This window comes from Mucilaginibacter sp. PAMB04274, assembly GCF_039634385.2.
In the GTDB taxonomy this organism is placed as follows: domain Bacteria; phylum Bacteroidota; class Bacteroidia; order Sphingobacteriales; family Sphingobacteriaceae; genus Mucilaginibacter.
The window spans coordinates 2621605-2643599 of the sequence record NZ_CP155081.2 but is presented as its reverse complement, the minus strand read 5'-3'; the positions used below and the strand labels follow the sequence as shown (position 1 = coordinate 2643599).

At 44.1% G+C, this 21995-nt stretch carries 13 protein-coding genes; 12 read left to right on the top strand and 1 reads right to left on the bottom strand.

Annotated elements, in window-relative coordinates:
* Position 1 precedes the first annotated feature (1 nt).
* From ABDD95_RS11160 to ABDD95_RS11135, 6 genes are read left to right on the top strand one after another with little or no spacing between them, the layout of a single operon-like run.
* Positions 2–1774: a glycoside hydrolase family 2 TIM barrel-domain containing protein gene (locus ABDD95_RS11160; protein ID WP_345951970.1), complete on the top strand. Its 1773-nt coding sequence runs from the start codon at positions 2–4 to the stop codon at positions 1772–1774.
* Between the two features lie 6 nt (positions 1775–1780).
* A complete protein-coding gene (gene bglX, locus ABDD95_RS11155; protein ID WP_345951969.1) occupies positions 1781–4003 on the top strand; it encodes a beta-glucosidase BglX in 2223 nt (740 codons plus the stop codon).
* Positions 4004–4006: 3 nt separating this feature from the next.
* A complete protein-coding gene (locus tag ABDD95_RS11150; protein ID WP_345951968.1) occupies positions 4007–5194 on the top strand; it encodes a prolyl oligopeptidase family serine peptidase in 1188 nt (395 codons plus the stop codon).
* A complete protein-coding gene (locus tag ABDD95_RS11145; protein WP_345951967.1) occupies positions 5191–7548 on the top strand; it encodes a glycoside hydrolase family 2 TIM barrel-domain containing protein in 2358 nt (785 codons plus the stop codon). The genes ABDD95_RS11150 and ABDD95_RS11145 overlap by 4 nt, the downstream gene beginning before the upstream one ends.
* Before the next feature lie 7 nt (positions 7549–7555).
* Positions 7556–9718, top strand: a complete 2163-nt coding sequence (locus ABDD95_RS11140; protein WP_345951966.1) for an alpha-galactosidase — start codon at positions 7556–7558, stop codon at positions 9716–9718.
* 26 nt (positions 9719–9744) lie between these two features.
* Positions 9745–10539 (top strand): GDSL-type esterase/lipase family protein, encoded by a 795-nt coding sequence (locus ABDD95_RS11135; protein WP_345951965.1) that lies wholly within the window; start codon positions 9745–9747, stop codon positions 10537–10539.
* Between the two features lie 66 nt (positions 10540–10605).
* Here ABDD95_RS11135 and ABDD95_RS11130 read toward each other — a convergent pair whose 3' ends face one another.
* A complete protein-coding gene (locus ABDD95_RS11130; RefSeq protein WP_345951964.1) occupies positions 10606–10851 on the bottom strand; it encodes a hypothetical protein in 246 nt (81 codons plus the stop codon).
* Positions 10852–11107: 256 nt separating this feature from the next.
* On the opposite strand from ABDD95_RS11130, the gene ABDD95_RS11125 reads away from it, so the two are divergent.
* The 6 genes from ABDD95_RS11125 to ABDD95_RS11100 all read left to right on the top strand — a co-directional run bounded on the left by ABDD95_RS11125 (position 11108) and on the right by ABDD95_RS11100 (position 21973).
* Entirely contained in the window at positions 11108–14479 is a 3372-nt protein-coding gene (locus ABDD95_RS11125) for a TonB-dependent receptor (RefSeq protein WP_345951963.1), read from the top strand.
* Positions 14480–14522: 43 nt separating this feature from the next.
* Entirely contained in the window at positions 14523–16337 is a 1815-nt protein-coding gene (locus tag ABDD95_RS11120) for a RagB/SusD family nutrient uptake outer membrane protein (protein WP_345951962.1), read from the top strand.
* A 233-nt stretch (positions 16338–16570) separates the two neighbouring features.
* Positions 16571–17557 (top strand): alginate lyase family protein, encoded by a 987-nt coding sequence (locus ABDD95_RS11115; protein ID WP_345951961.1) that lies wholly within the window; start codon positions 16571–16573, stop codon positions 17555–17557.
* A gap of 56 nt (positions 17558–17613) precedes the next feature.
* A complete protein-coding gene (locus ABDD95_RS11110; RefSeq protein ID WP_345951960.1) occupies positions 17614–18477 on the top strand; it encodes a glycoside hydrolase family 16 protein in 864 nt (287 codons plus the stop codon).
* Between the two features lie 30 nt (positions 18478–18507).
* Positions 18508–19698, top strand: a complete 1191-nt coding sequence (locus ABDD95_RS11105; RefSeq protein ID WP_345951959.1) for a glycoside hydrolase family 88 protein — start codon at positions 18508–18510, stop codon at positions 19696–19698.
* Positions 19699–19711: 13 nt separating this feature from the next.
* A complete protein-coding gene (locus tag ABDD95_RS11100) occupies positions 19712–21973 on the top strand; it encodes a trehalase family glycosidase (protein ID WP_345951958.1) in 2262 nt (753 codons plus the stop codon).
* Positions 21974–21995: the final 22 nt, after the last annotated feature.

Below are 21995 nucleotides of genomic sequence, written 5' to 3'. Positions count from 1 at the left end.
AATGTTAAAAAAACTAATTTACAGAACTGTAGGCATTTTGTCAGCGATTATAGTCACCGTACATACTAATGCACAAACCGCGGCACGCAGTTCCCAAAGCCTTGACGGCAAATGGCAGATACTTGTGGATTGGTATGGAATCGGAAACGCAGACGATATAGCCCGTAACAAACAACCAGCTGGTAAAAATGAGTTTGTTGAATTTTCTTTCGATAACAGCCAGACACTCGATGTACCCGGCGATTGGAATTCACAGCGCAATGATCTGAAATACTACGAAGGTACAATTTGGTATAAGCGTAACTTTGATCATCAACCGGAGACGGGTAAACGCAGTTACCTGCAATTTGCAGGCGTTAGCTATCGTTGCGAGGTTTATTTAAACGGCTCAAAACTAGGTGAGCATGAAGGTAGTTTTACCCCGTTTACGTTTGATATAACCAAGAGTATCAAACCTGGCAAAAATCTCCTGGTACTTAAAGTCAACAATGAGCGGCGTGAAGATGCTATTCCGGCACGCAAATTCGACTGGTGGAACTACGGGGGCATTACCCGTAGCATCACACTAGCTAAGGTGCCCGATCAGCATATTCTCGACTATTTCATTCAACTTAAAAAAGGATCGCTTTATGAAATACGCGGCTGGGTTCAGTTGAATGCTAAACAGCAGCAACAAACAATCACCTTGGAGATCCCCGAGGCACACATTAAAAAAATACTGACTACAGACAGCAATGGTCGTGCGCAGATAAACTTCTCGGCCAAACTTAAGCTATGGTCGCCCGGGCAACCTAAACTTTACACTGTTAATATCTATACGGCCAATGATACAGTGACTGACCAGATAGGTTTTCGTTCCATAGAAGTTAAGGGAACACAAATTCTGCTTAATAAAAAACCTGTGTTTTTACGCGGCATCAGCTTTCATGAAGAAATACCACAGCGGGCCGGCAGGGCATATTCTGAAGCCGACTCACATATGATGCTTTTCTGGGCAAAGGAATTAGGTTGTAATTTTATTCGACTGGCGCACTATCCTCAAAGTGAGCAAACTGTAAAGCTGGCTGAACAAATGGGCCTGATGATGTGGGAGGAGATCCCTGTTTGGCAAGGTATTCAGTTTACAAATCCCCAAATTTTAAGCAAAGCCAACAATATGCTTCAGGAGATGATAAAGCGTGATAAAAACCGTTGCGGCATTGTCATTTGGAGCTTATCAAACGAAACGGCTCCAAGTCCGCAACGCAATAAAGTTCTGGCGCAAATGGCACATGATGCCCGTTTGCTTGACTCTAGCCGCCTTATTTCATCTGCCTTTGATCATTTTAAATACGATGGCAACCAGATACTGATCGACGATCCGCTGAGCGAAAGCCTGGATGTACTAGCCGCTAATAAGTATATGGGCTGGTACGCCAAATGGCCTGCCGGGCCGGGCAATGTAATTTGGAAAAGCAATTTTAACAAGCCGCTCATCATTTCAGAGTTTGGTGCCGAGGCGCTTTATGGCAATCATGGTCCGGCAGACACTGCCAGCCTCTGGACGGAAGAATACCAGGAACAGTTGTATAAAGACAATATTAACATGTTTAACAAAACGCCTTTTTTAGCCGGCGTTTGCCCATGGATTCTGGCTGATTTCAGAAGCCCTTCACGTATGCAGGCGCAATTTCAGCAAGGATGGAACCGTAAGGGATTGTTATCCGATAAAGGATTTAAAAAGAAGGCATGGTATGTAATGCACAAGTACTATCTGCAAAAACAAAAACAGTAAGTCTTTATGTACAAGATTAGAGAAACTATTATAGCCATTGTGTTTACAAGCATGCATTTTTCTGCTTTAGCACAGCATAAAACTGTTGACCAGCGTGTGGACTCTGTTATGCGATTGATGACACTAAACGAGAAGATAGGGCAACTAAACCAGTATTCCGGCCGGGAGGCGACCGGGCCTGTAACTGCCCGAAATTCAGGTATTCTTGATGATATCAAAAACGGAAAAGTGGGGTCAATGCTAAATGTACAAGGTGTTAATAATGTAAGACAAATACAGGCAGTGGCCATGCAGTCGCGGTTAAAGATACCGCTGTTGTTTGGTATGGATGTCATTCACGGATATAAAACTATTTTTCCTGAACCTTTAGCAGAGTCAGCTTCGTGGGATTTGGCTGCCATTAGGCAGTCAAGCCACATTGCTGCGGTTGAAGCAGCGGCCGCCGGCCTTAACTGGACTTTTGCGCCTATGGTTGACATTGCACGTGATCCACGTTGGGGCCGCATTATGGAAGGCGCCGGCGAAGACACCTATTTGGGAAGCGAGATAGCCAAAGCCCGGGTGCTGGGTTTTCAAGGTGAAAAGCTGGGTGGTTTAGACGCGTTAATGGCTTGTGCCAAGCACTTTGCCGCTTATGGCGCGGTGTCATCTGGTCGGGATTATAACGATGTCGAGATGAGCGAACATCAGCTATGGGAAACCTACCTGCCTCCATTTAAGGCATCAGTAGATGCAGGTGTAGCAACTTTTATGAGTTCTTTTAATACTTTAAACGGCGTTCCCACAGCCGCCAGTAATTACCTGCAACGCGATATTTTGAAAAACAAGTGGAACTATAAAGGCTTTGTAGTAAGTGATTGGGGGTCGATAGACCAAATGATAAAATGGGGATACGTTAAGGATAAGAAGGACGGCGCTATGAAAGCCCTTATTTCCGGATGCGATATGGACATGATGAGCGACAGTTACATTGACAATCTGAAGCAACTGGTAGCGGAAAAGCAGGTAAGTATTCAGCTGATAAATGATGCGGTAAAACGGATATTATACAAAAAGTTTGAATTGGGATTGTTTGATGATCCTTATCGCTTTTGTAACGAGGAGCGTCAGCGAAGGGCCTGGAGTAATCCGGCACACAAGGAGGCCGCCTTGCGCACTGCCGAGAAATCTATTGTGCTGTTAAAAAATTCCAGCAATATTTTGCCACTTCAAAAGCATGGACAAACCATTGCATTGATAGGGCCTCTGGTTAAGTCGAAACGAGACCTGCAGGGTAACTGGATTGGTGCCGCAGAATTTGGCAGAATAACCAGTATGTATGACGGCCTCATCCAAAAGGGCGGCAACGACGTTCATTTTACGTATTCGGCAGGTTGTACCATTAAAAATAATGATACTACAGGTATTAGCGAAGCGGTCCAAATGGCCAAGCGTGCCGATATGGTTGTAATGGCTTTGGGCGAAGCAGGTGACATGAGCGGCGAATCGCGCTCACGTGCCGACATCGGATTGCCTGGTCGGCAGATGGAATTGTTTAATGCGGTAAAAGCAACCGGCAAACCCGTAGTAGTAGTACTTATGGCGGGCCGCCCCATGATATTCAACGAAATTGCTGACAAGGCCGATGCTATCTTATATGCCTGGTTTCTTGGGGATGAAGGTGGACCAGCTATTGCCAATGTGCTTTTTGGCGATTATAACCCCTCGGGGAAACTGCCGGTAACTTTTCCACGTTCGGTTGGACAGATTCCGCTTACTTATGACGGCTACAAAACCGGCCACCCGTTTACTACGTCGAGCACACAATACCAGACCGGCTATATCGATGTGCCTAATGCGCCACGCTATGCCTTCGGTTACGGGTTGAGCTACACTAACTTTAAATATGCTGATCTGAAGCTTGATAAGACCAGTATGGCAAGAACAGGCATTATTACCGCCAGTTTTACTCTTAGCAATACCGGCAAATATGCGGGCGAGGAGGTGGTGCAGCTTTATATAAATGACCCGGTCGCATCCGTAGTGCAGCCCATAAAAAAATTAAGAGATTTTCAGAAAATACCTTTGAAACCAGGCGAGTCCAAAACGATCACCTTCAAAATTAATAATGAGAAGCTTTCTTTTTACAATCAGCAGTTACAATGGGTATCGGAGCCCGGAGATTTTACGCTGATGATTGGCAGTGCATCTGATGATATCCGGCTGCAAAGTAACTTTAAGCTGCAATAGCCAATGAACAGATTTAAAGCATTGGTTGGGCTGGCGTTAATCCTAATCACATCGGCTGCTTTTGCGCAAAACTACGACGAAAAGCTGGTGACAAAATACACCCTGCCGGATATGCTCACAACCCTTAACGGAAAAAAGGTTAAACGTAAGGATGTGTGGGAACATACACGCAGGTTGGAATTGCTCAAGCTTTTCGAAGACAACGTATACGGTCAAATGCCGCAGGACTTTGATAGCATAAAGTACCAAATAACTCATTTGGATAATTCGGCTATGGGAGGCAAAGCCGTCCTGAAAGAAATAGATATCAAAGTTTTTCGGCAACAGCAAAGCGTCGGTATTCACCTGGTGATGTTTACACCGTTACATGCCAGGCAGGCATCACCTTTATTCCTCTTAATCAATAATCGAGGTAAAAACAACATGGACCCGTCCCGCATCAGCAAAACGGAGTTCTGGCCTGCCGAACAGGTAATTGACAGTGGCTACGCAACAGCAGTCTTTCATGTAAGCGATCTGGCACCTGACCGCAAGGAAAGTTACGCCAACGGTGTATTAAGACTTTATCCGGAGCAACTGAAAGCCCCGAACGGTATGAAAGCCATAGGAGCTTGGGCCTGGGGTGCAAGCCGGGTGATGGATTATCTGCAAACCGACAAGTCCGTCGATGCTAAAAAAGTAGCCATCGTGGGCCATTCAAGGGGTGGTAAAGCCGCACTCTGGTTAATGGCCCAAGACCGCCGTTTTGCGATGTGTTTTGCTAGTTGTTCGGGCAATACTGGCGCTGCCTTGACGCGCAGACGCTTTGGTGAGACCATCGAAAAAATCAATACCACATTTCCGTATTGGTTTTGTGATAACTATAAAAAGTACAACAATAACGAAGACGATTTGCCAGTGGATCAGCACATGCTGATTGCCCTCAGCGCCCCGCGGCCGGTATATACAACTAATGCAACAAAAGATAAGTGGGCCGATCCAAGTGGAAGTTATATGGCTATAAAAGCAGCGGAACCAGTATATGAACTATACGGCATAAAATCTGCTTTGGATGCTAGTTTGCCACCGGCCAATAAGCCAGCTTTGCAGCCACCTTTGGGCTATCATCTCCGCGAGGGTATACACGACCTCACTGCTTATGACTGGGATAAATTTATTCGCTTCGCTCACAATTACTACCAAAAACAATGAGAAAATACTTCTGGAAACCAATACGAAATATAGGTTTAGTCTTTTGGGCAACCCTGTTCTTTAACCAACAAGCTTCTGCACAGCAAATGGTCCGAAAGGACAGCTTGCTTAATTTTGGCTGGAAGTTTCGGGTCGGAGACAATCCTGATGCCAAACATATTGTGTTCGATGATAAAAAATGGCAGTCTGTAGATCTTCCGCACGATGGCAGTATAGCCGGTGCTTTTGACACCCTTAGCGGATCGCGGCAAAACGGCTTCCGTCCACGGCATATCGGGTGGTATCGTAAAGTTTTCACTCGTCCGCCGGGCACAAATGGTAAGCTGGTAAGCCTAGAATTTGAAGGTGTGTACCGCGATGCCGAAGTTTGGTTAAACGGTACTTACCTGGGCAGGCACCGTAATGGCTATACAGGTTTCAACTACGACATCACAAAACTCGTAGCGCCGGGCAAACAGGCAACCATAGCCGTCCGGTACGACAATACGTTTAAGCAGAGCTCACGATGGTATACAGGCGAAGGTATATACCGGAATGTATGGCTGCATATCCAATCGCCGGTTCATGTGGCCGAAAATGGCACCTATATAAGTACGCCCTTTATTGGCGATAGGAGGGCTGATATAGCCATACAAACACAAGTGGTTAACTCAAATGATAGTACTGCTCTCACTACGTTGAAAACGGTAATTATCGATCCCGATGGCAAAGAGATAAAGGAGATCATCAGCAATGTTCCATTGCGCGCTCACGAAACATACACCTACAGGCAAAACACTGTAATAACTAATCCCCAACGCTGGGACATCAGTTCGCCTAAACTTTACACAGCCAAAACTTATGTATGGCTTGGAAGCAAATTAACAGATACTTGTCAGAGCCGTTTTGGTATAAGAACAGTTGATTTTAACTCACAACAAGGCTTTTTGCTTAACGGCCGTAAAGTATTTCTTAATGGTGTAAATATTCATCACGACCTTGGGCCGCTCGGCGCAGCTTCTTTCGAAAAAGGCTACCGCCGGCGGTTATCAGGGCTTAAGCAAATGGGGGTAAATGCCATACGTTTAGCACATAATCCTTGTTCGAAAGCGGTACTTGACTTAGCGGATGAGTTGGGAATCCTGATTTTTAACGAAAGCTTTGATAAGTGGAGCAGCGAATATTATGGTCCGGGTGAAGACTTTCATCAGCATTGGCAGCCTGATCTGGAGTGGTTCATTAAGCGAGATCGGAATCATCCATCCGTTTTTATATGGAGTGTGGGTAACGAGGTGGCTGTAAAGCAGGAATATAAAGACAGCGCATTTGTTATACAACTGGACAAGATGGTGGAAGTAGTTCGCCGGCTCGATCCTTCGCGTAAAGTAACCAGCGGATTGTATCCGTCACGCGATGAAGATACCCCGGCACCGATGGCATTTCATATGGACGTAATGAGCGATAATTATATGGCCCGCTTTTACAAACGCGATCGTTTAAAATTCCCACAGTTAATTTTTCTGGAAAGCGAGATGACCACTGACAATGGTGGGGAAAACTTTTTCGCTTACGATCACAGCTATACGTGCGGACAGTTTTATTGGGGTGGCACTGATTATATAGGCGAGTCGTTTGGATGGCCATCAAAAGGGTGGAACGGTATTATTGACTGGTGCGATTTCTGGAAGCCCATCTCTTATTACATCAAAAGCCTGTACTCGCCAGAGCCAATGGTTAAGATTGCCGTTTTGGACGCAAAAGGTAGTGATGCCAGAGTTTGGAATGATGTGTTTATGAAAACGCTTAAGATGACCGATAGTTGGAACTGGGAAGCTGGTAAGAAGCTTACCCTCTATACATTCACCACAGGTGATGAAGTGGAGTTGTTTCTGAATAATAAATCGGTAGGAATAAAACGGATGAGTGACTTTACTAAGAACAAAATAGTATGGGAACTAAATTATGAGCCGGGCAGTATCAGGGCAGTGGCACGGTTAAATGGGAAAGAAATTGCGGCAGACGAGATAAAAACGGCCGGGCAGGCGCGCCGCGTAGTGCTCAAAACCGATTCAACTCATATGCAGGCAAATGGGCTTGACCTTGCCTACATTACAGCAACTGTGGTTGACCAGAACGGAATTATTGTACCGCAAGCAACAAACGATATTAAGTTTGATGTTAAAGGAGCTGCTACCATTGCAGGCGTAGCCAACGGCAATCGTATGAGCGATGAACTTTTTGTGGCTAATCATCGCCAGGTATTTGAGGGCAGGTGCCTGCTGGTTTTGCGCAGTAGTCGCTTGTCCGGACCGGTACAGGTAAAGGCCACCTCAAAAGGCCTAAGTAGCGGCGTTATGAATATAACTGTAAAATAAATTCATTATGAATAAGATAAAGCTATTCTTTTTGTTGGCATTGATGCCGTCTTTTATAACAGGCTATGCGCAAAACAATAAACGTATCATCATTGAAACTGATCGCACCTCGCTCATATTAACGGTAGGTAAGAATGGGCACGTTTACCAGTCTTATTTGGGCGAGCGCTTCCAAAACCGCGAGGATAACAACAGTGCGCCCCAAGGAAAAAACGCCTATATCACCGGTGGTATGGACGATCAGTTTCAGCCGGCCATCCGTATCACTCATGCCGATGGCAATCCCTCACTAGATCTTGTTTATGTTGATCAGAAGGTAAACAACCCTGATGCAGCGAGTACAGAAACCGTCGTCACTTTAAAAGATCCTCAATATCCTGTCATCGTTAAGCTACACTATCAGGCATACGCCCATGAGGATGTGATCAAGTCCTGGACCGAGATCATCAACAACGAGAAAGGAACGATCACCCTGAACGATTATGCCTCATCCATGCTGCATTTTGATGCTGAGAGCTATTGGCTTACTCAGTTTCATGGCGATTGGGCTTATGAAATGCAAATGCAGGAGTCGAAACTGACCAGCGGAATTAAAGAAATCGATAGTAAACTCGGTACCCGGGCAAATATGTACCAGAGCCCAATGTTTTTGCTGTCGTTGAACAAGTTAAGCGATGAAACTACCGGTGAGGTTATAGCCGGTACACTGGCCTGGACAGGAAATTTTCGCTTCCACTTTGAGCAGGATCAGAACAACTCGCTGCGTGTTGTATCAGGTATTAACCCATATGCATCAGCTTATCAATTAACCGCAGGCAAAACCTTCACTACTCCGGCTTTCATTTTTACCTATTCGGCAAATGGACGCGGACAGGTAAGCCGAAACTTACATATCTGGGCACGTAACCATGATGTAATGGACGGCAACGGGTCTCGCTTGGTATTGCTTAACAATTGGGAAACCACCAAATTTGATTTTAATGAACAGCAGCTCAATGGAATGCTTGATAATACCGTTAAAATAGGCGCAGATCTTTTTCTGCTTGATGATGGCTGGTTTGGAAATAAGTATCCTCGTAGTGACGACAAGACTGCATTGGGCGATTGGCAACCCACTCAAAGTAAGCTTCCGAATGGGATCGGTAATCTGATAAAGCAAGCCAAGGCAAAAGGTACTAAGTTTGGTATATGGATTGAACCTGAGATGGTAAATCCTAAAAGCGAACTATACGAGAAACACCCCGATTGGATATTGAAGCTGCCTAATCGTGCCGAAAACTATTATCGCAATCAACTGGTGCTCGATCTTACTAACCCAAAAGTAGCTGATTTTGTATTCCGCACGATGGATGAACTCATTGAAAAAAATCAGGGATTGGCGTTCATTAAGTGGGATTGCAACCGGCTGATGACTAATACATGGTCAGCATATCTCAAGGATAAGCAATCGAACTTGTTTGTAGACTATGTTCAAAGCTTTTATAATATATTAAAGCGTTTACGTGCTAAGCACCCTCAGCTGCCTATAATGTTATGCTCGGGAGGCGGTGCCAGAACAGATTACGAAGCTTTAAAATACTTCACCGAGTTTTGGGCAAGCGATGATACAGATCCGGTTGAGCGCGTATACATTCAGTGGGGCTATAGCAATTTTTTCCCCGCAAATACTGTGGCCTGCCATGTAACTTCATGGGGTAAACAATCACTAAAGTTCAGAACTGATGTAGCCATGATGGGTAAGTTAGGTTATGACATCGACGTAAATAAAATGACGCCCAACGAACTTGTCTTTACACAACAGGCCATCAAAAATTACAAACGCCTTAGCAATGTGATTTGGCGCGGCGATATTTACAGGCTCATCTCGCCCTATGAGGCCAACCGTGCAGTGCTTATGTACGTAGACAGCACAAAGTCTAAGGCGGTTCTATTCAATTATAATCTAAATATCCGCGAACGTGAACAAGTGAACCGTGTACGTCTTCAGGGGCTTAACCCACAGGCTAAGTACAAAATAGAGGAAACCAATTTGATGCCTGGTACAAAGGCAATTCTTACCGATAACGGCCGGACTTTTACCGGCGACTACTTAATGAAAGTTGGCCTCGACCTGAATAACTGGCACTTAAAGGCATTAACAAGTTCAGTAGTAGAAATAACCGTACAATAGACATACATCAACCAGGTCATTAAACCATGCACTTATCTTACCGTAAATTTTTTTTGATTGCCGCCATATGCTTGCGCATCCATGTGATGGCAAAGGCTCAAAGCGTTGACGCAGGGCGTCAAAATGTTAATATCGTTTTTATTGGCAATAGTATCACTTATGGCGGTGGCTTAAAAAATCCGGCTACCGAAGCGCCTCCGGTATCAGCTGTTGCGTGGTTGCGCACTCAAGCCGAAGTTGGAACCGTTAGTTTTAAAAACATGGGCTTTAGCGGGCATACCACACTGGATTTTTTGCCTGGTAGTGGCCGGGATTTCAATCAGGTTGAGCGAGCCGTAGCCAGTTTTGAGGATAGCAAGGCACAGCTTGTTTTCTCGCTGATATTGGGTACTAATGATAGTGCTGTTAAAGGGCCGCACGGTGCACCCGTATCTCCTCAAAGCTATGAGAAAAACCTACGCGCCATCGCCAATCAACTACTAAAACAATATCCCGGGTGTAAACTTGTGTTCCAACAGCCTATCTGGTACAGCCCCAATACGCATAACCGGGGTGCAACCTACGATGCAGATGGATTGGAGCGACTGCAAAGCTACTTCCCGGTCATACGTGCGGTCGTTAAAAGTTACCGTATAACGCACCCGAATCAGGTCTTTCTGGGCGATAAAAAAGCATTCAAGTTCTTTAAGCATCACGCCGAAGATTATTTTCAACATGAAGATGGGGTGGAAGGAGTATTTTTCTTGCACCCTAATAAAATGGGTGCTGTTAAATTAGGTGAGTTTTGGGCCAAAGCTATTTACAGAACGGTTTTGAATTAGTACCAAGTTGATTTTCATAAAGAGCAAACTTTTCGGCCTGTAAACCAGTAGTTTAAATTAAAATTCTTAAAGAAATGATTTTCGGAGGGTATTATTAGGTACCTCGATGCTTATCTGTATTAAACCAATATAAACATCAAATGATACAGCCGCGAAGTAGTTAGATTCGGGGTTTTCTGATGTAATAAATTTTGTGGCCACGGTAAACCCTTTGCGCATACCATGTGAAGCAAATAGCTTTAGATATTTTTTAAAAATGCTTTTATGTAGCACGTAGGGAACGGGTAAGATAAAGTCGGGAATAAAGTTCATTTCCGGAGGATATAAAGAATAGATAAATATTCCAGATATAACCAATTAAACCTAATAGAATATGAATAAAACCTATACCTGACCTTCGTAAAAGCTGACCGTAGGTACGTCAATACTCACGCTCACTTAATTCCGCCCAAAGATGATTCACAGCCATTTAAGAGCAGCTGCCAGGCGGCCGCATGGGCTTTCTTGTGTCAAAAAATAACGATTAACAACCAAAACCATGTATTGTAAACCTGTACTTGTAAAGTTCATGAGATTTAGTTTTTTACAATTAATACTCGCTTTGACCATTTTGGGTAGCAGCCTCGCCGAGGGAAGCGGTGCGCAACCCATTCTGGACAAGAGGGTTAGTATTAACCGAACGGGTTTGGAACTTAAAAAAATCCTAACCGAACTCGAACAGAAATATAAAGTCAATTTTGTTTATAGCCCAGCGCTTATCAATGTTGACGATAAAATTGACTTGAAATTTCGCGATACGCCCCTTTCTGAGGTGCTCAAGCAATTGCTTGATAAAAAGAAACTCTACTTTGAGGTTTCGGGAGATGTTATTGTCATTCGTAACACCAAAACATCTGGCAATTACCCCATTTTGCCAAAAGAGGTATCACCACCTGCTGAGATACCTGTTTCAGGAAGAATAACCGATGAAAAAGGTGATCCTGTTCCGGGTGTCACTATTAATATCAAGGGGAGCACTAAAGGTACGGTGTCAGACCCGGACGGTAAGTATCAGCTCACGGTTCTTACCGGAAATGAAACCTTGGTATTTAAATTTGTAGGGTATAAAACCCAGGAGATCTCTTTAGATACCAGAAGACAACTTAATGTATCGCTCGAGCCTGATGTGACCAGCCTCAACGAAGTGGCCGTGGTAGCTTACGGCATACAAAAAAAGGAAAGTTTGGTAGCATCTATTTCTACGGTAAATGTAAGAGATGTGAAACAGGCGGCTCCCCGCTCGCTAACTAATGCACTTGCCGGCAAAGTTTCAGGTTTAATATCCGTACAAAGAAGTGGCGAACCGGGTTATGATGATGCCCAGTTCTGGATAAGAGGTATCAGTACATTTGGTGCCGGAGCCAGTCCGCTAGTATTGGTTGACGGTGTTGAGCGGCCCATATCAAATATAGAACCTGAAGAAATTGCTACCATTTCTGTGCTCAAGGATGCTGCTGCCACTTCGGTATATGGTGTAAGAGGAGCTAACGGAGTAATCCTTGTTACAACCCGCAGGGGGTCCACCCAGAAACCAGCTATCAGTTTTAAACTGGAACAAGGCAGCAACAGGCCTACCAGGCTTCAGGATTATGTAGATGGTCCCACATGGCTTACGTTGTACAACGAGGCACAGTTAGCTACTAACCCAAGCTTTGTTACTCCTTATACTCCCGCAATTATTGATAAATATCGCAGCGGCGAAGATCCATACTTGTATCCTAACGTAGATTGGCTAGACCTGATTCTGAAAGACCATGCCAATAATCAAAGAGCAAACTTAAATGTAACCGGTGGCAGCGATATGTCAAAATATTTTATATCCGCCGGCTATTATCAGGAGGATGGGATTTGGAAAGGCGATAATCTCAACGCTTACAACACTAATGCAAAAGTAAAACGATACAATTTCAGAGCGAACGTTGACGTAAACCTGAATAAGTATACAGAGCTTAGCCTCGGTTTGGGCGGTATCTTAGTTACATCAAATTATCCCGGAACAAGTAGTGGAAATATTTGGTCGACGATACAAAATAATACACCTATCGGTTATTCTCCCACTTACCCCGACCCCGCAAACCCTGGAAAATCTCTTTACGGTGGAATCAGCAGCCTTATTAACCCTTATGCACAACTTACGGGCACAGGCTTCATCACTGAATGGAGAAACAACATCCAGACTGATCTTACTCTCAGGCATGATCTGTCGAGGTTTGTGAAAGGACTTACTATCCAGGGAAAGTTTGCTTTCGACGGTTACAACTATCATAATATTAATCAGATACGATCATACCTGGCTAACAGTGACCAGGTTGATAAGTATTTTGCATCGGGTCGTGATGCTGCCGGGAATTTAATCTTGAGCAGATTAGTGACCGGAAAGGCCGACCTTGGCTTTTCAAAAGCTGCGGGCGGAAACCGGCGAATCTATGTTCAGGCCAACATTGATTATAGCCGTAGTTTTGGAAAACATGATGTAAAAGCATTATTACTATACAATCAGCAGGACTACCAGGACGCTGATGCCACAGATGCTATAAGTGCACTCCCTTTCAGGCTTCAGGGGGTGGTTTCCAGACTTTCGTATGGTTATAATAATCGTTATTTTCTGGAAGTGAGCGCCGGCTATAATGGCTCTGAGAACTTTTCACCGGGACACCGTTATGGCTTGTTCCCGGCAGTTGCTGCGGGTTGGATCGTTTCTCAGGAGTCTTTTTTCAAAAACAACATATCCTGGGTTGAATATTTGAAGCTGCGCGGCTCTTGGGGTATAAAAGGAAACGACCAGATTGGCGGCCGGAGGTTTGCTTACCTCACAACTGTAGGTGGCGGCAATGGCAGCTATACCTTCGGTATCGACGCCAATAATGGCTTTGGTGGAAGAGGCGAGGACCAATGGGGTGCAGATCTTACCTGGGAAAAGGAGCGTGAAGTGGATTTGGGATTAGAGACCAGGTTTTTAAATGGCTTTAACATTCAAGCCGATGTATTTAAACGCCACCGTAAAGGTATTTTCCTGCAACGCGCCTCGTTACCTGCAACCCTGGGTTTGCAAAACAACCCGTACGGCAACCTCGGAGAAATGGAAAATAAGGGTTTTGAGGCTACCGTGGAGTACAGAGCCCGGGTAGGCGCTTTAGATGCCACTTTTAGAGGCAACTATACTTATGCCAGAAACAAGCTGCTCAATACAGATCAGCCCGATTATCTTTATAACTACCAAAACCGGGTAGGAAAGCGCTATAACCAACCTTTTGGGTTAATCGCACTTGGTCTTTTCCAGGATCAGCAAGATATAGCAAACTCGCCGGTGCAACAGTTTGGTGCTGTAAGACCTGGCGATATCAAGTACATGGATTATAATAACGACGGTGTGGTCAATGCCTATGACCAGGTAGCCATAGGTAATCCGGCGGTGCCTCAATCAATTTACGGGTTCGGAACGACGCTCGCTTTAAAAGGATTTGACTTTTCCGTTTTTTTTCAGGGAAATGGTTCAGCCAGCTTTACACTTGGCGGCACGGGCTGGTATCCTTTTCAGGGAGGCGGACTTATCGGCAACCTGAATGTGAACAGTCTTGACCGCTGGACGCCTGATAATCCACGGCAGGATGCGTTGTTCCCAAGATTGTCTTTCGGAAGCAATACTAACAATTATCAAACTTCCACATGGTGGCAGCGTGATGCGGCTTATATCCGGCTTAAGACAGCCGAACTTGGTTATACCTTACCTAAATCACTCACAAAAAGGTTGAAAATAAATACGCTCAGGGTTTACGCCAGTGGGCTCAACCTGTACACCTGGAGTAAGTTTAAGTTTTGGGATCCTGAATTGGGCAGTGCCAATGGCGGGGCCTATCCGATTCAGAAAACGTTCAACTTTGGTGTAAACCTTAATCTTTAATGCTTAGCGTAAGCAAAGTAAAATAAATGCTAAATCAAAAGCCATGATAAGAAATAAACTAAAATATATTCTGCTGGTACTTTCAAGCATCGCGTTAGTATCCTGCAAAAAGTTTCTTGATAAGCAGCCGAACGATATGCTCAACATCGACCAGGTGTTTACAATCCGGCTCGAAACCGAGCGTTACCTGGCAAACGTGTATAGTTACATCCCAGACCCGCTGATTTGTAACGGAACAAATTATACCCCGCTTTCGGATGAGGCAGACTGGGTTTTCAACTGGCCTCATCAGCAGATAAACACCGGGAACTGGTCGCCCGTTTCGGCCCCTTTTGACTTGTGGGCTAAATATTATAAAGGTATTCGTGCGGCAAGTACGTTTATTAATAGAGTAGGAGAGTGTGCGGAATGTGATCAGCTTAACCCAGGAATTACCGCGCAGTACAGGGAACAGGCAAGGGTGCTAAGGGCCTATTATTACTTTTTGTTATTGCGCCAATACGGTCCGGTTGTTATTTTGCCCGAAACGCCGCTACCAATTGATGCGCCGCTCGACGAAATTCAGATGCCGAGAAACTCTTATGACGAATGTGTAGACTTTATTGTATCCGAGCTTGATAAGGCAGAAAAGGTGTTGCCGGATAATCCACTTAATACGATTGACTATGGCAGAACTACGGCAGGAGTAGCAAGGGCACTAAAATCTCGGGTGTTGCTTTATGCGGCAAGCCCACAGTGGAATGGCAATACAGATTATGCGGATTTTAAAAACAAGGACGGTAAACAGTTAATTAACCAGGTTTTCAACAAAGAGAAGTGGGTAAAAGCTGCGGCAGCCGCAAAGGCGGTTATAGACAAAATGCCTGGCGGATTATATAAAAAGAATGGTATAGATGGCAAGTTTGATCCGCTTCTTTCTTATCAGTATCTTTTCTTAGACCGTTGGAATGCAGAAGTTATTTGGGCGCGCCCGCAAACCGGCGACGTGATCCGTTATGAGCGATGTGCTTCTCCAAGGCAGCTTAATGGCTACATAGGTCTTGGCCCGAGCCAGCAACTGGTAGATGAGTATGAGATGGAAAATGGTATAGCTCCGTTCACTGCTTACAGTACCACGGCCAGCCCGGTAATCAATCCGGCATCTGGCTATCTGGAAGCTGGATTTTCAACCGCAGCAACCAAATATGCAAAGGCCGGAACCTTCAATATGTTTGTAGGAAGAGAACCTCGCTTTTATGCATCAATCGGCTACAATGGTATGGATTGGTTATATAAGGGAGCCGATGGTAAAACAATTACCCGTGTTGAGCTTTTTGCAACAGGCAGGGACGGTTATAACGGATCCAATGACCACTCTACCACTGGCTATACCACTACTAAGATGGTAAATCCGGAAAGTGATGTAAAAAATGGCAAGCATGTACTTAAGGCCTGGATATTTTTCAGGCTCGGCGAGTTTTATCTTAATTATGCAGAGGCCTTAAATGAAGCCGACCCTGGTAATTCCGATATCGCCAGATATGTAAATCTGGTAAGGGAACGCGCCGGCCTGCCGGCACTTATTACCGGTTTGTCTCAGGACCAAATGCGGGAACGGATCAGGCATGAGCGCAAGATTGAACTTGCCTTTGAAGAACATCGCTTTTGGGACGTTAGACGTTGGAAAATAGCGGATAAGACCGAAACCACACCTATTTATGGTCTTAGCGTTACTGCCGGTACTAACTTCACGGATGTTAATTTTTATAAGCGGACCATAGTAGAGACAAGAGTTTTTAATAAAAAACACATGCTATGGCCATTGCCGCAATCGGAGATGGATCGTAACAACATCCTAGTGCAAAATCCCGGATGGTAAACTGTGTAGTCCCGTTAGTGCATCCGCCCTTTCACTAAGAGAGGGCGGAGCATTATTTAAAATGAAATAATACAAACACCAGTATGCTAAGTAGCTGTCAAATGTCAATTTACAAATCCAATTTCCCTTTAAAAAAATTCTGTTGTTTAGCATTCCTCATATTTTTAAATATAAGTCCGGTCCTGGCGTTTGATACCTCCGGCGGTATGCATCCTAAAGCGCAGATTGAATTTGTGAAAAAACAAATCAGATTAAAAAAGGAACCTTACTTTTCGGCTTATAACTTGCTGATCAAAAAGGCTGATTCGGCACTTTTAATAGAAAATCATGCAATTGTAGATTTCAGTATCCCCGGATATTATTCAGATAAAGCAGGACATCAAAAGAATTCGCTGGCATTGCAGGTAGATGGTATTTCGGCATATAGCTGTGCTTTAGCGTACAGGCTGAGCAATCAAAAAAAATATGCCGATAAGGCCTTGTATTTCTTAAACTCCTGGTCAAGAATTAATCAAAGATATTCCCAGTTAGACGGATCGTTAGTTATGTCGTACTCTGGAACCACTATGATGATAGCTGCAGATCTGTTAAAAGGTTATACCGGCTGGGGCCAAGCAAGTCAGCAGCAATTCAGACACTGGACTGTCCACGTATTTCGTGATGCAGCTAATAGCATCCGGGTCAGACATAACAATTCAGGCGATTGGTCCAGGTTAGCCTCATTACTTGCCGATGTCTATCTGGAAGATAAAGAAGACCTTCAAAAGAATGTAGATCTAATTAGAGCTGATTTATTTGATAAAATTTCGCCTGATGGTCATATGGTAGAAGAAGTAAAGCGTCAGGTTAAAGGTATATGGTATACCTATTTTTCGCTTGCGCCGTTAACGGCTTCTTGTTGGGTGATTTATAATCAAACTGGTGAGAACCTCTTTAAAGCCGAAAAGAACGGCGCATCTATCCAAAAAGCGCTTGCCTATTTGTTATATTATGACCAGCATCCCGCCGAATGGAAATATGCTAGTAACCCTGAAACAAGTTTAACTTATACAGAAACTGGTCCGTGGCCAGCCAATTTACTGGAGGCAATGAATGGAATTTACAAAAGCCCTGATTTTGACGCTTTTGTATCACCATACCGGCCAGTTATGTACCCCAAGCATGATTATGCATGGACATTCCCAACCTTAATGCCACTTAGCTTAACGGCTTACAAATAAAGGCTGTATATCACGAAAAGTGGTATGTCTGCTTGATACTTACTATTAATCAAATAATGAAAACACACCTATTAAAATATTCTTTTGTTGGCCTCATGCTTTGTGCCGCACTTACGTCTGCCGCTCAGCGTAATACCGCTGCCAAGCCGCCTAAATTGCAAAGCGATGGTTACAAGTTGGTTTGGGCCGAAGAATTCAATTACAATGGGGCCCCTGACCAATCTACATGGAACTTCGAAAAGGGCTTCGAAAGAAACGAAGAATTACAATGGTACCAGGAGAACAATGCCAGGTGCAAACACGGGCGTCTGATCATTGAAGCGAGGAGGGAATCTGTAGCTAACCCCAATTTCCAGGCAAACAGCAGCGACTGGAAAAAAAATAGAAAAGAAGCAACTTATACCTCTTCCAGCATCAAGACCCGGGGTTTGCACAGCTGGCTTTATGGGCGTTTTGTGATGCGTGGGAAAATTGATATTCGTGACGGAATTTGGCCCGCTTGGTGGACTTTAGGGATTAAAGGGAAGTGGCCGGCAACCGGAGAGATAGATATTATGGAATACTATCGAAAAAAGCTGCTTGCAAATATTGCTTATATGGGTGCCGATAACAAAGACGCATGGTTTACCGTCAGTAAAAATATCGATTCTCTTGGCGGTAAGGCCTGGGCTGATAAATTTCATATCTGGCGCATGGACTGGAATGAAAACAGTATCGCGCTGTATGTTGATGATCAATTAATAAATAGGGTTGAGATGGATAAACTCATGAATAGAGATGGCACCGGTATCAATCCATTTAAACAGCCGCATTATATGCTGCTAAACTTAGCCATAGGCGGAAAACAAGGAGGCAACCCCGAGGCAACCCTTTTTCCTGCCAAATTTGAAGTAGATTATGTTAGAGTATATCAGAAGTAAGCAAACGAAATGTCAGTTAACAATTTCACAATGAAAAACGTAACGAAGCTTACTGCATTTATTCTGGTCTTTATAACCGTAAACAGCAAAAGTCAGTCTGTTGTTAAAGCTAATATTTCCAATGCCAAATACGCAATTAACTTAAAGCCAAGATATGGTCGAATTTTCGAGGATACCGTTTTTAAAACTAAAGCGATCTTCAACGCCATGCAACGTGTGGCAGACTGGCAGATTAATACTTGGAACAGCAAAGGCTTTAAGGCTTCAAAAGTGGACTGGACCAACGGTGCATGTTACACCGGTTTATTTGCCTTCGGAAGTCTAAAAGGTAACCAGAAATACCTAAAAGTTTTACTGGATATCGGTAATGACGTAAAATGGAATACTGGACACCTGCGTTTTTATGCCGATGATTATTGTGTGGGCCAAACCTATGCACAGTTGTACGGAAGGTATCGAAGAAAAGAAATGATCACGCCGTTTACTATTCAGGCCGACAGCATTGTGGCCAGCCCACATGATGAGCCGCTACACTGGAGAAATAATATTCAGTTGAGGGAATGGGCATGGTGTGACGCGCTTTTTATGGCGCCGCCATCACTCGCATACCTGAGCACTGCTACAGACGATCAAAAATACCTAAATACAGCTATTAAACTTTGGTGGAAGACGACGGACTTTTTATATGACCCAGCAGAAAAGCTGTATTTTAGAGACGAAACCTTTTTCAACAAAAAGGAAAAGAACGGTGAAAAGGTATTTTGGTCGCGGGGAAACGGTTGGGTAGTTGCTGGTTTAGTCCGGGTGCTGGAGAATACGCCAAAAAATCATCCCGACAGAGCCAGACTTGAGAAGTTATTCAAGAATATGATAGGTAGAATAGCCAAACTACAACAGCAGGACGGAAGCTGGCATGCCTCATTACTCGATCCGGATAGTTATCCGATTAAAGAAATGAGCGGGACAGGCTTTTTCTGTTATGCAACGGCTTGGGGCCTTAATCATGGTCTGCTTGATGAAAAAACCTACCTTCCGGTCGTTAAGCGGTCATGGCTTGCGCTAAATTCAGCGGTTAAAAACGGAATGTTAGGCTATGTACAACCCATAGGCGCAAGCCCGGATCAAGTAAACGCTAATAGTACGGCGGTCTATGGGGTCGGAGCTTTTTTACTGTCCGGCGTACAGTTATACAATTTTATGGAAAGACATCCAAACTACTAACGATTTTTATCAAATGTTATCAATCAAATATATTGTTACCTGCATTTTGGCATGTTTAATTCTGCAAGCAAATTTACAGGCGCAAAGCAACGTTATTTACCAAACTGAAGCCTACACGCTCTACCGCGACAGCGTTGTGCAGGCGAACTTTACGGCACGCGCTTTATCTGCGACCCAATTAACTTCCAATTACAAGGGTCGGGATAAAGCAGGTAAATACAAGGAGACATTAGCTACAGCCTGGAAGCTTTCAAAAGATATCAGCAGCTTCCCTCAATATCAATCAGAGTTCCCTATCATAAACGCCATCTACAACTTGTCTCTTGAAGAAATGCAGAATGCGGTAGAACCTGACAGCACCTTCAGAACAGGTAAATCATGGAAGGGCGTATGGACAAGGGACATTAGTTACAGCATCATTTTGTCAATGGCTGTTTTGCAGCCAGAAGTAGCCATGAAAAGCTTGATGCGGAAGGTTAAGGACGGACTTATTGTTCAGGATACCGGTACCGGCGGAGCGTATCCTGTATCATCCGACCGAATGATTTGGGTAGTTGCAGCCTGGGAGATATACAAAGTAACGGGGGATAGAGGCTGGTTAAAGAACGCATACGACATTATCAAAAGATCGGCAGTCAATGACGAGGTGAATTTGCATAATTCGAAAACAGGCTTGGTTAAAGGCGAATCCTCCTTTTTGGATTGGCGGGAACAAACTTACCCACGCTGGATGCAGCCGGCAGATATTTATGAATCGGAATGCCTGAGCACTAATGCTGTGCATTACCGTATGTACAAAGTACTGGCAGACATGGCAGCTTTATTTGGCGATGATAAATCGGCAAACTTATATAACAAAAATGCAAGCGTTATTAAAAAAGGCATTAACGAATATTTATGGCAGGAAAAAAAGGGGTACTACGGGCAATATTTGTACGGACGAGTCCATAAAACCCTTTCGCCCCGGGCCGAAACCTTAGGTGAAGCCTTGGCTGTTCTTTTTGATATTCCGTCTGTTTCCAATCAACATAAAATAATCGAAAATACACCCACAGGTGTTTACGGTACGCCCTGCATTTATCCGCAGATACCAGAAATTCCGCCTTATCACAATAACGCCGTATGGCCTTTTGTAGAAAGTTACTGGGCATTGGCTGCAGCTAAAGCAGGTAACGAAAGTTCAGTTTTAAAAAGTTTGAGTGCTATTTACCGGGCAAGCGGGTTATTTCTGACTAACAAAGAAAACTTTGTTGCCAGCACTGGTGATTTTGGTGGAACAGAAGTCAACTCAAGCAATATGCTTTGGAGCCTGTCTGGCAACATTGCCATGATTTATAAAGTGCTGTTTGGTATCAGTTACAATACAGATAACCTAAGCTTTACGCCGTTTATACCCAAAGCATTAAGCGGGAAACATTTACTTAAAGCATTTAAGTACAGGGATGCCGAACTGGACATCTCCATATCTGGATATGGAAACACAACAGCCAAGGTCACTTTAGATGGGAAGCCGCTGCCTGCTGCCACTGTACCTGCCTCATTATCAGGAAATCATAGCATCAATATAACCTTGTCTAATTATTTTGCTCCATCTAAAATTAATACACTTCCTGATTATACAAGCCTTCCCAACCCTCAGGTTCGTTATAACAACAATACCCTGTCATGGGAGCCAATCCTGGGTGCCCAACGTTATCAAATAATGAAAAATGGCAGTTCGGTTGCAGAGGTTGTAAAACCCAGCTATTCCATTGGTGCGGGCGATAGTGAATATCAAGTAATAGCTATTGATAAAAATAATGTAGGCTCATTTACAAGCGAGCCCGTGCTGGTTGCGGCAACCCGGCCTGCCACCATTTTACAGGTAGAGGATTATACCGAAAAATCTTCGCTCCCTTACGTTGGCTATTCAGGAAAAGGTTTTGTGAATACTGATACAAAGGAAAATACGAATATTCAAATGAATGTAGATGTAACCCTTGCGGGCTGGTATACGATGGATGTACGTTACGCCAACGGTAACGGCCCGATTAATACCGGTAATACATGTGCCATCCGTACCATCGTACTGAATGGGCAATTTTCGGGGATAGTAGTCTTACCGCATCGGGGAAAAGGCCAATGGTCTAACTGGGGGTTTAGCAATTCCTTAAGAGTAAAGCTACGGAAAGGAATAAACCAGTTGTCTATACAGCTAAAAAGTACCAATACCAACATGAACATTGATGTAAATCAGGCTATGATCGATTACGTCCGTCTTTTACCGGCGTTATAATGAAGGGATAATTCTAAATACT

Coding starts and splice junctions, on each gene's coding strand:
- ABDD95_RS11160 (WP_345951970.1), top strand. CDS start 2: ATGTTAAAAAAACTAATTTACAGAACTGTAGGCATTTTGTCAGCGATT.
- bglX (WP_345951969.1), top strand. CDS start 1,781: ATGTACAAGATTAGAGAAACTATTATAGCCATTGTGTTTACAAGCATG.
- ABDD95_RS11150 (WP_345951968.1), top strand. CDS start 4,007: ATGAACAGATTTAAAGCATTGGTTGGGCTGGCGTTAATCCTAATCACA.
- ABDD95_RS11145 (WP_345951967.1), top strand. CDS start 5,191: ATGAGAAAATACTTCTGGAAACCAATACGAAATATAGGTTTAGTCTTT.
- ABDD95_RS11140 (WP_345951966.1), top strand. CDS start 7,556: ATGAATAAGATAAAGCTATTCTTTTTGTTGGCATTGATGCCGTCTTTT.
- ABDD95_RS11135 (WP_345951965.1), top strand. CDS start 9,745: ATGCACTTATCTTACCGTAAATTTTTTTTGATTGCCGCCATATGCTTG.
- ABDD95_RS11130 (WP_345951964.1), bottom strand. CDS start 10,851: ATGAACTTTATTCCCGACTTTATCTTACCCGTTCCCTACGTGCTACAT.
- ABDD95_RS11125 (WP_345951963.1), top strand. CDS start 11,108: ATGAGATTTAGTTTTTTACAATTAATACTCGCTTTGACCATTTTGGGT.
- ABDD95_RS11120 (WP_345951962.1), top strand. CDS start 14,523: ATGATAAGAAATAAACTAAAATATATTCTGCTGGTACTTTCAAGCATC.
- ABDD95_RS11110 (WP_345951960.1), top strand. CDS start 17,614: ATGAAAACACACCTATTAAAATATTCTTTTGTTGGCCTCATGCTTTGT.
- ABDD95_RS11105 (WP_345951959.1), top strand. CDS start 18,508: ATGAAAAACGTAACGAAGCTTACTGCATTTATTCTGGTCTTTATAACC.
- ABDD95_RS11100 (WP_345951958.1), top strand. CDS start 19,712: ATGTTATCAATCAAATATATTGTTACCTGCATTTTGGCATGTTTAATT.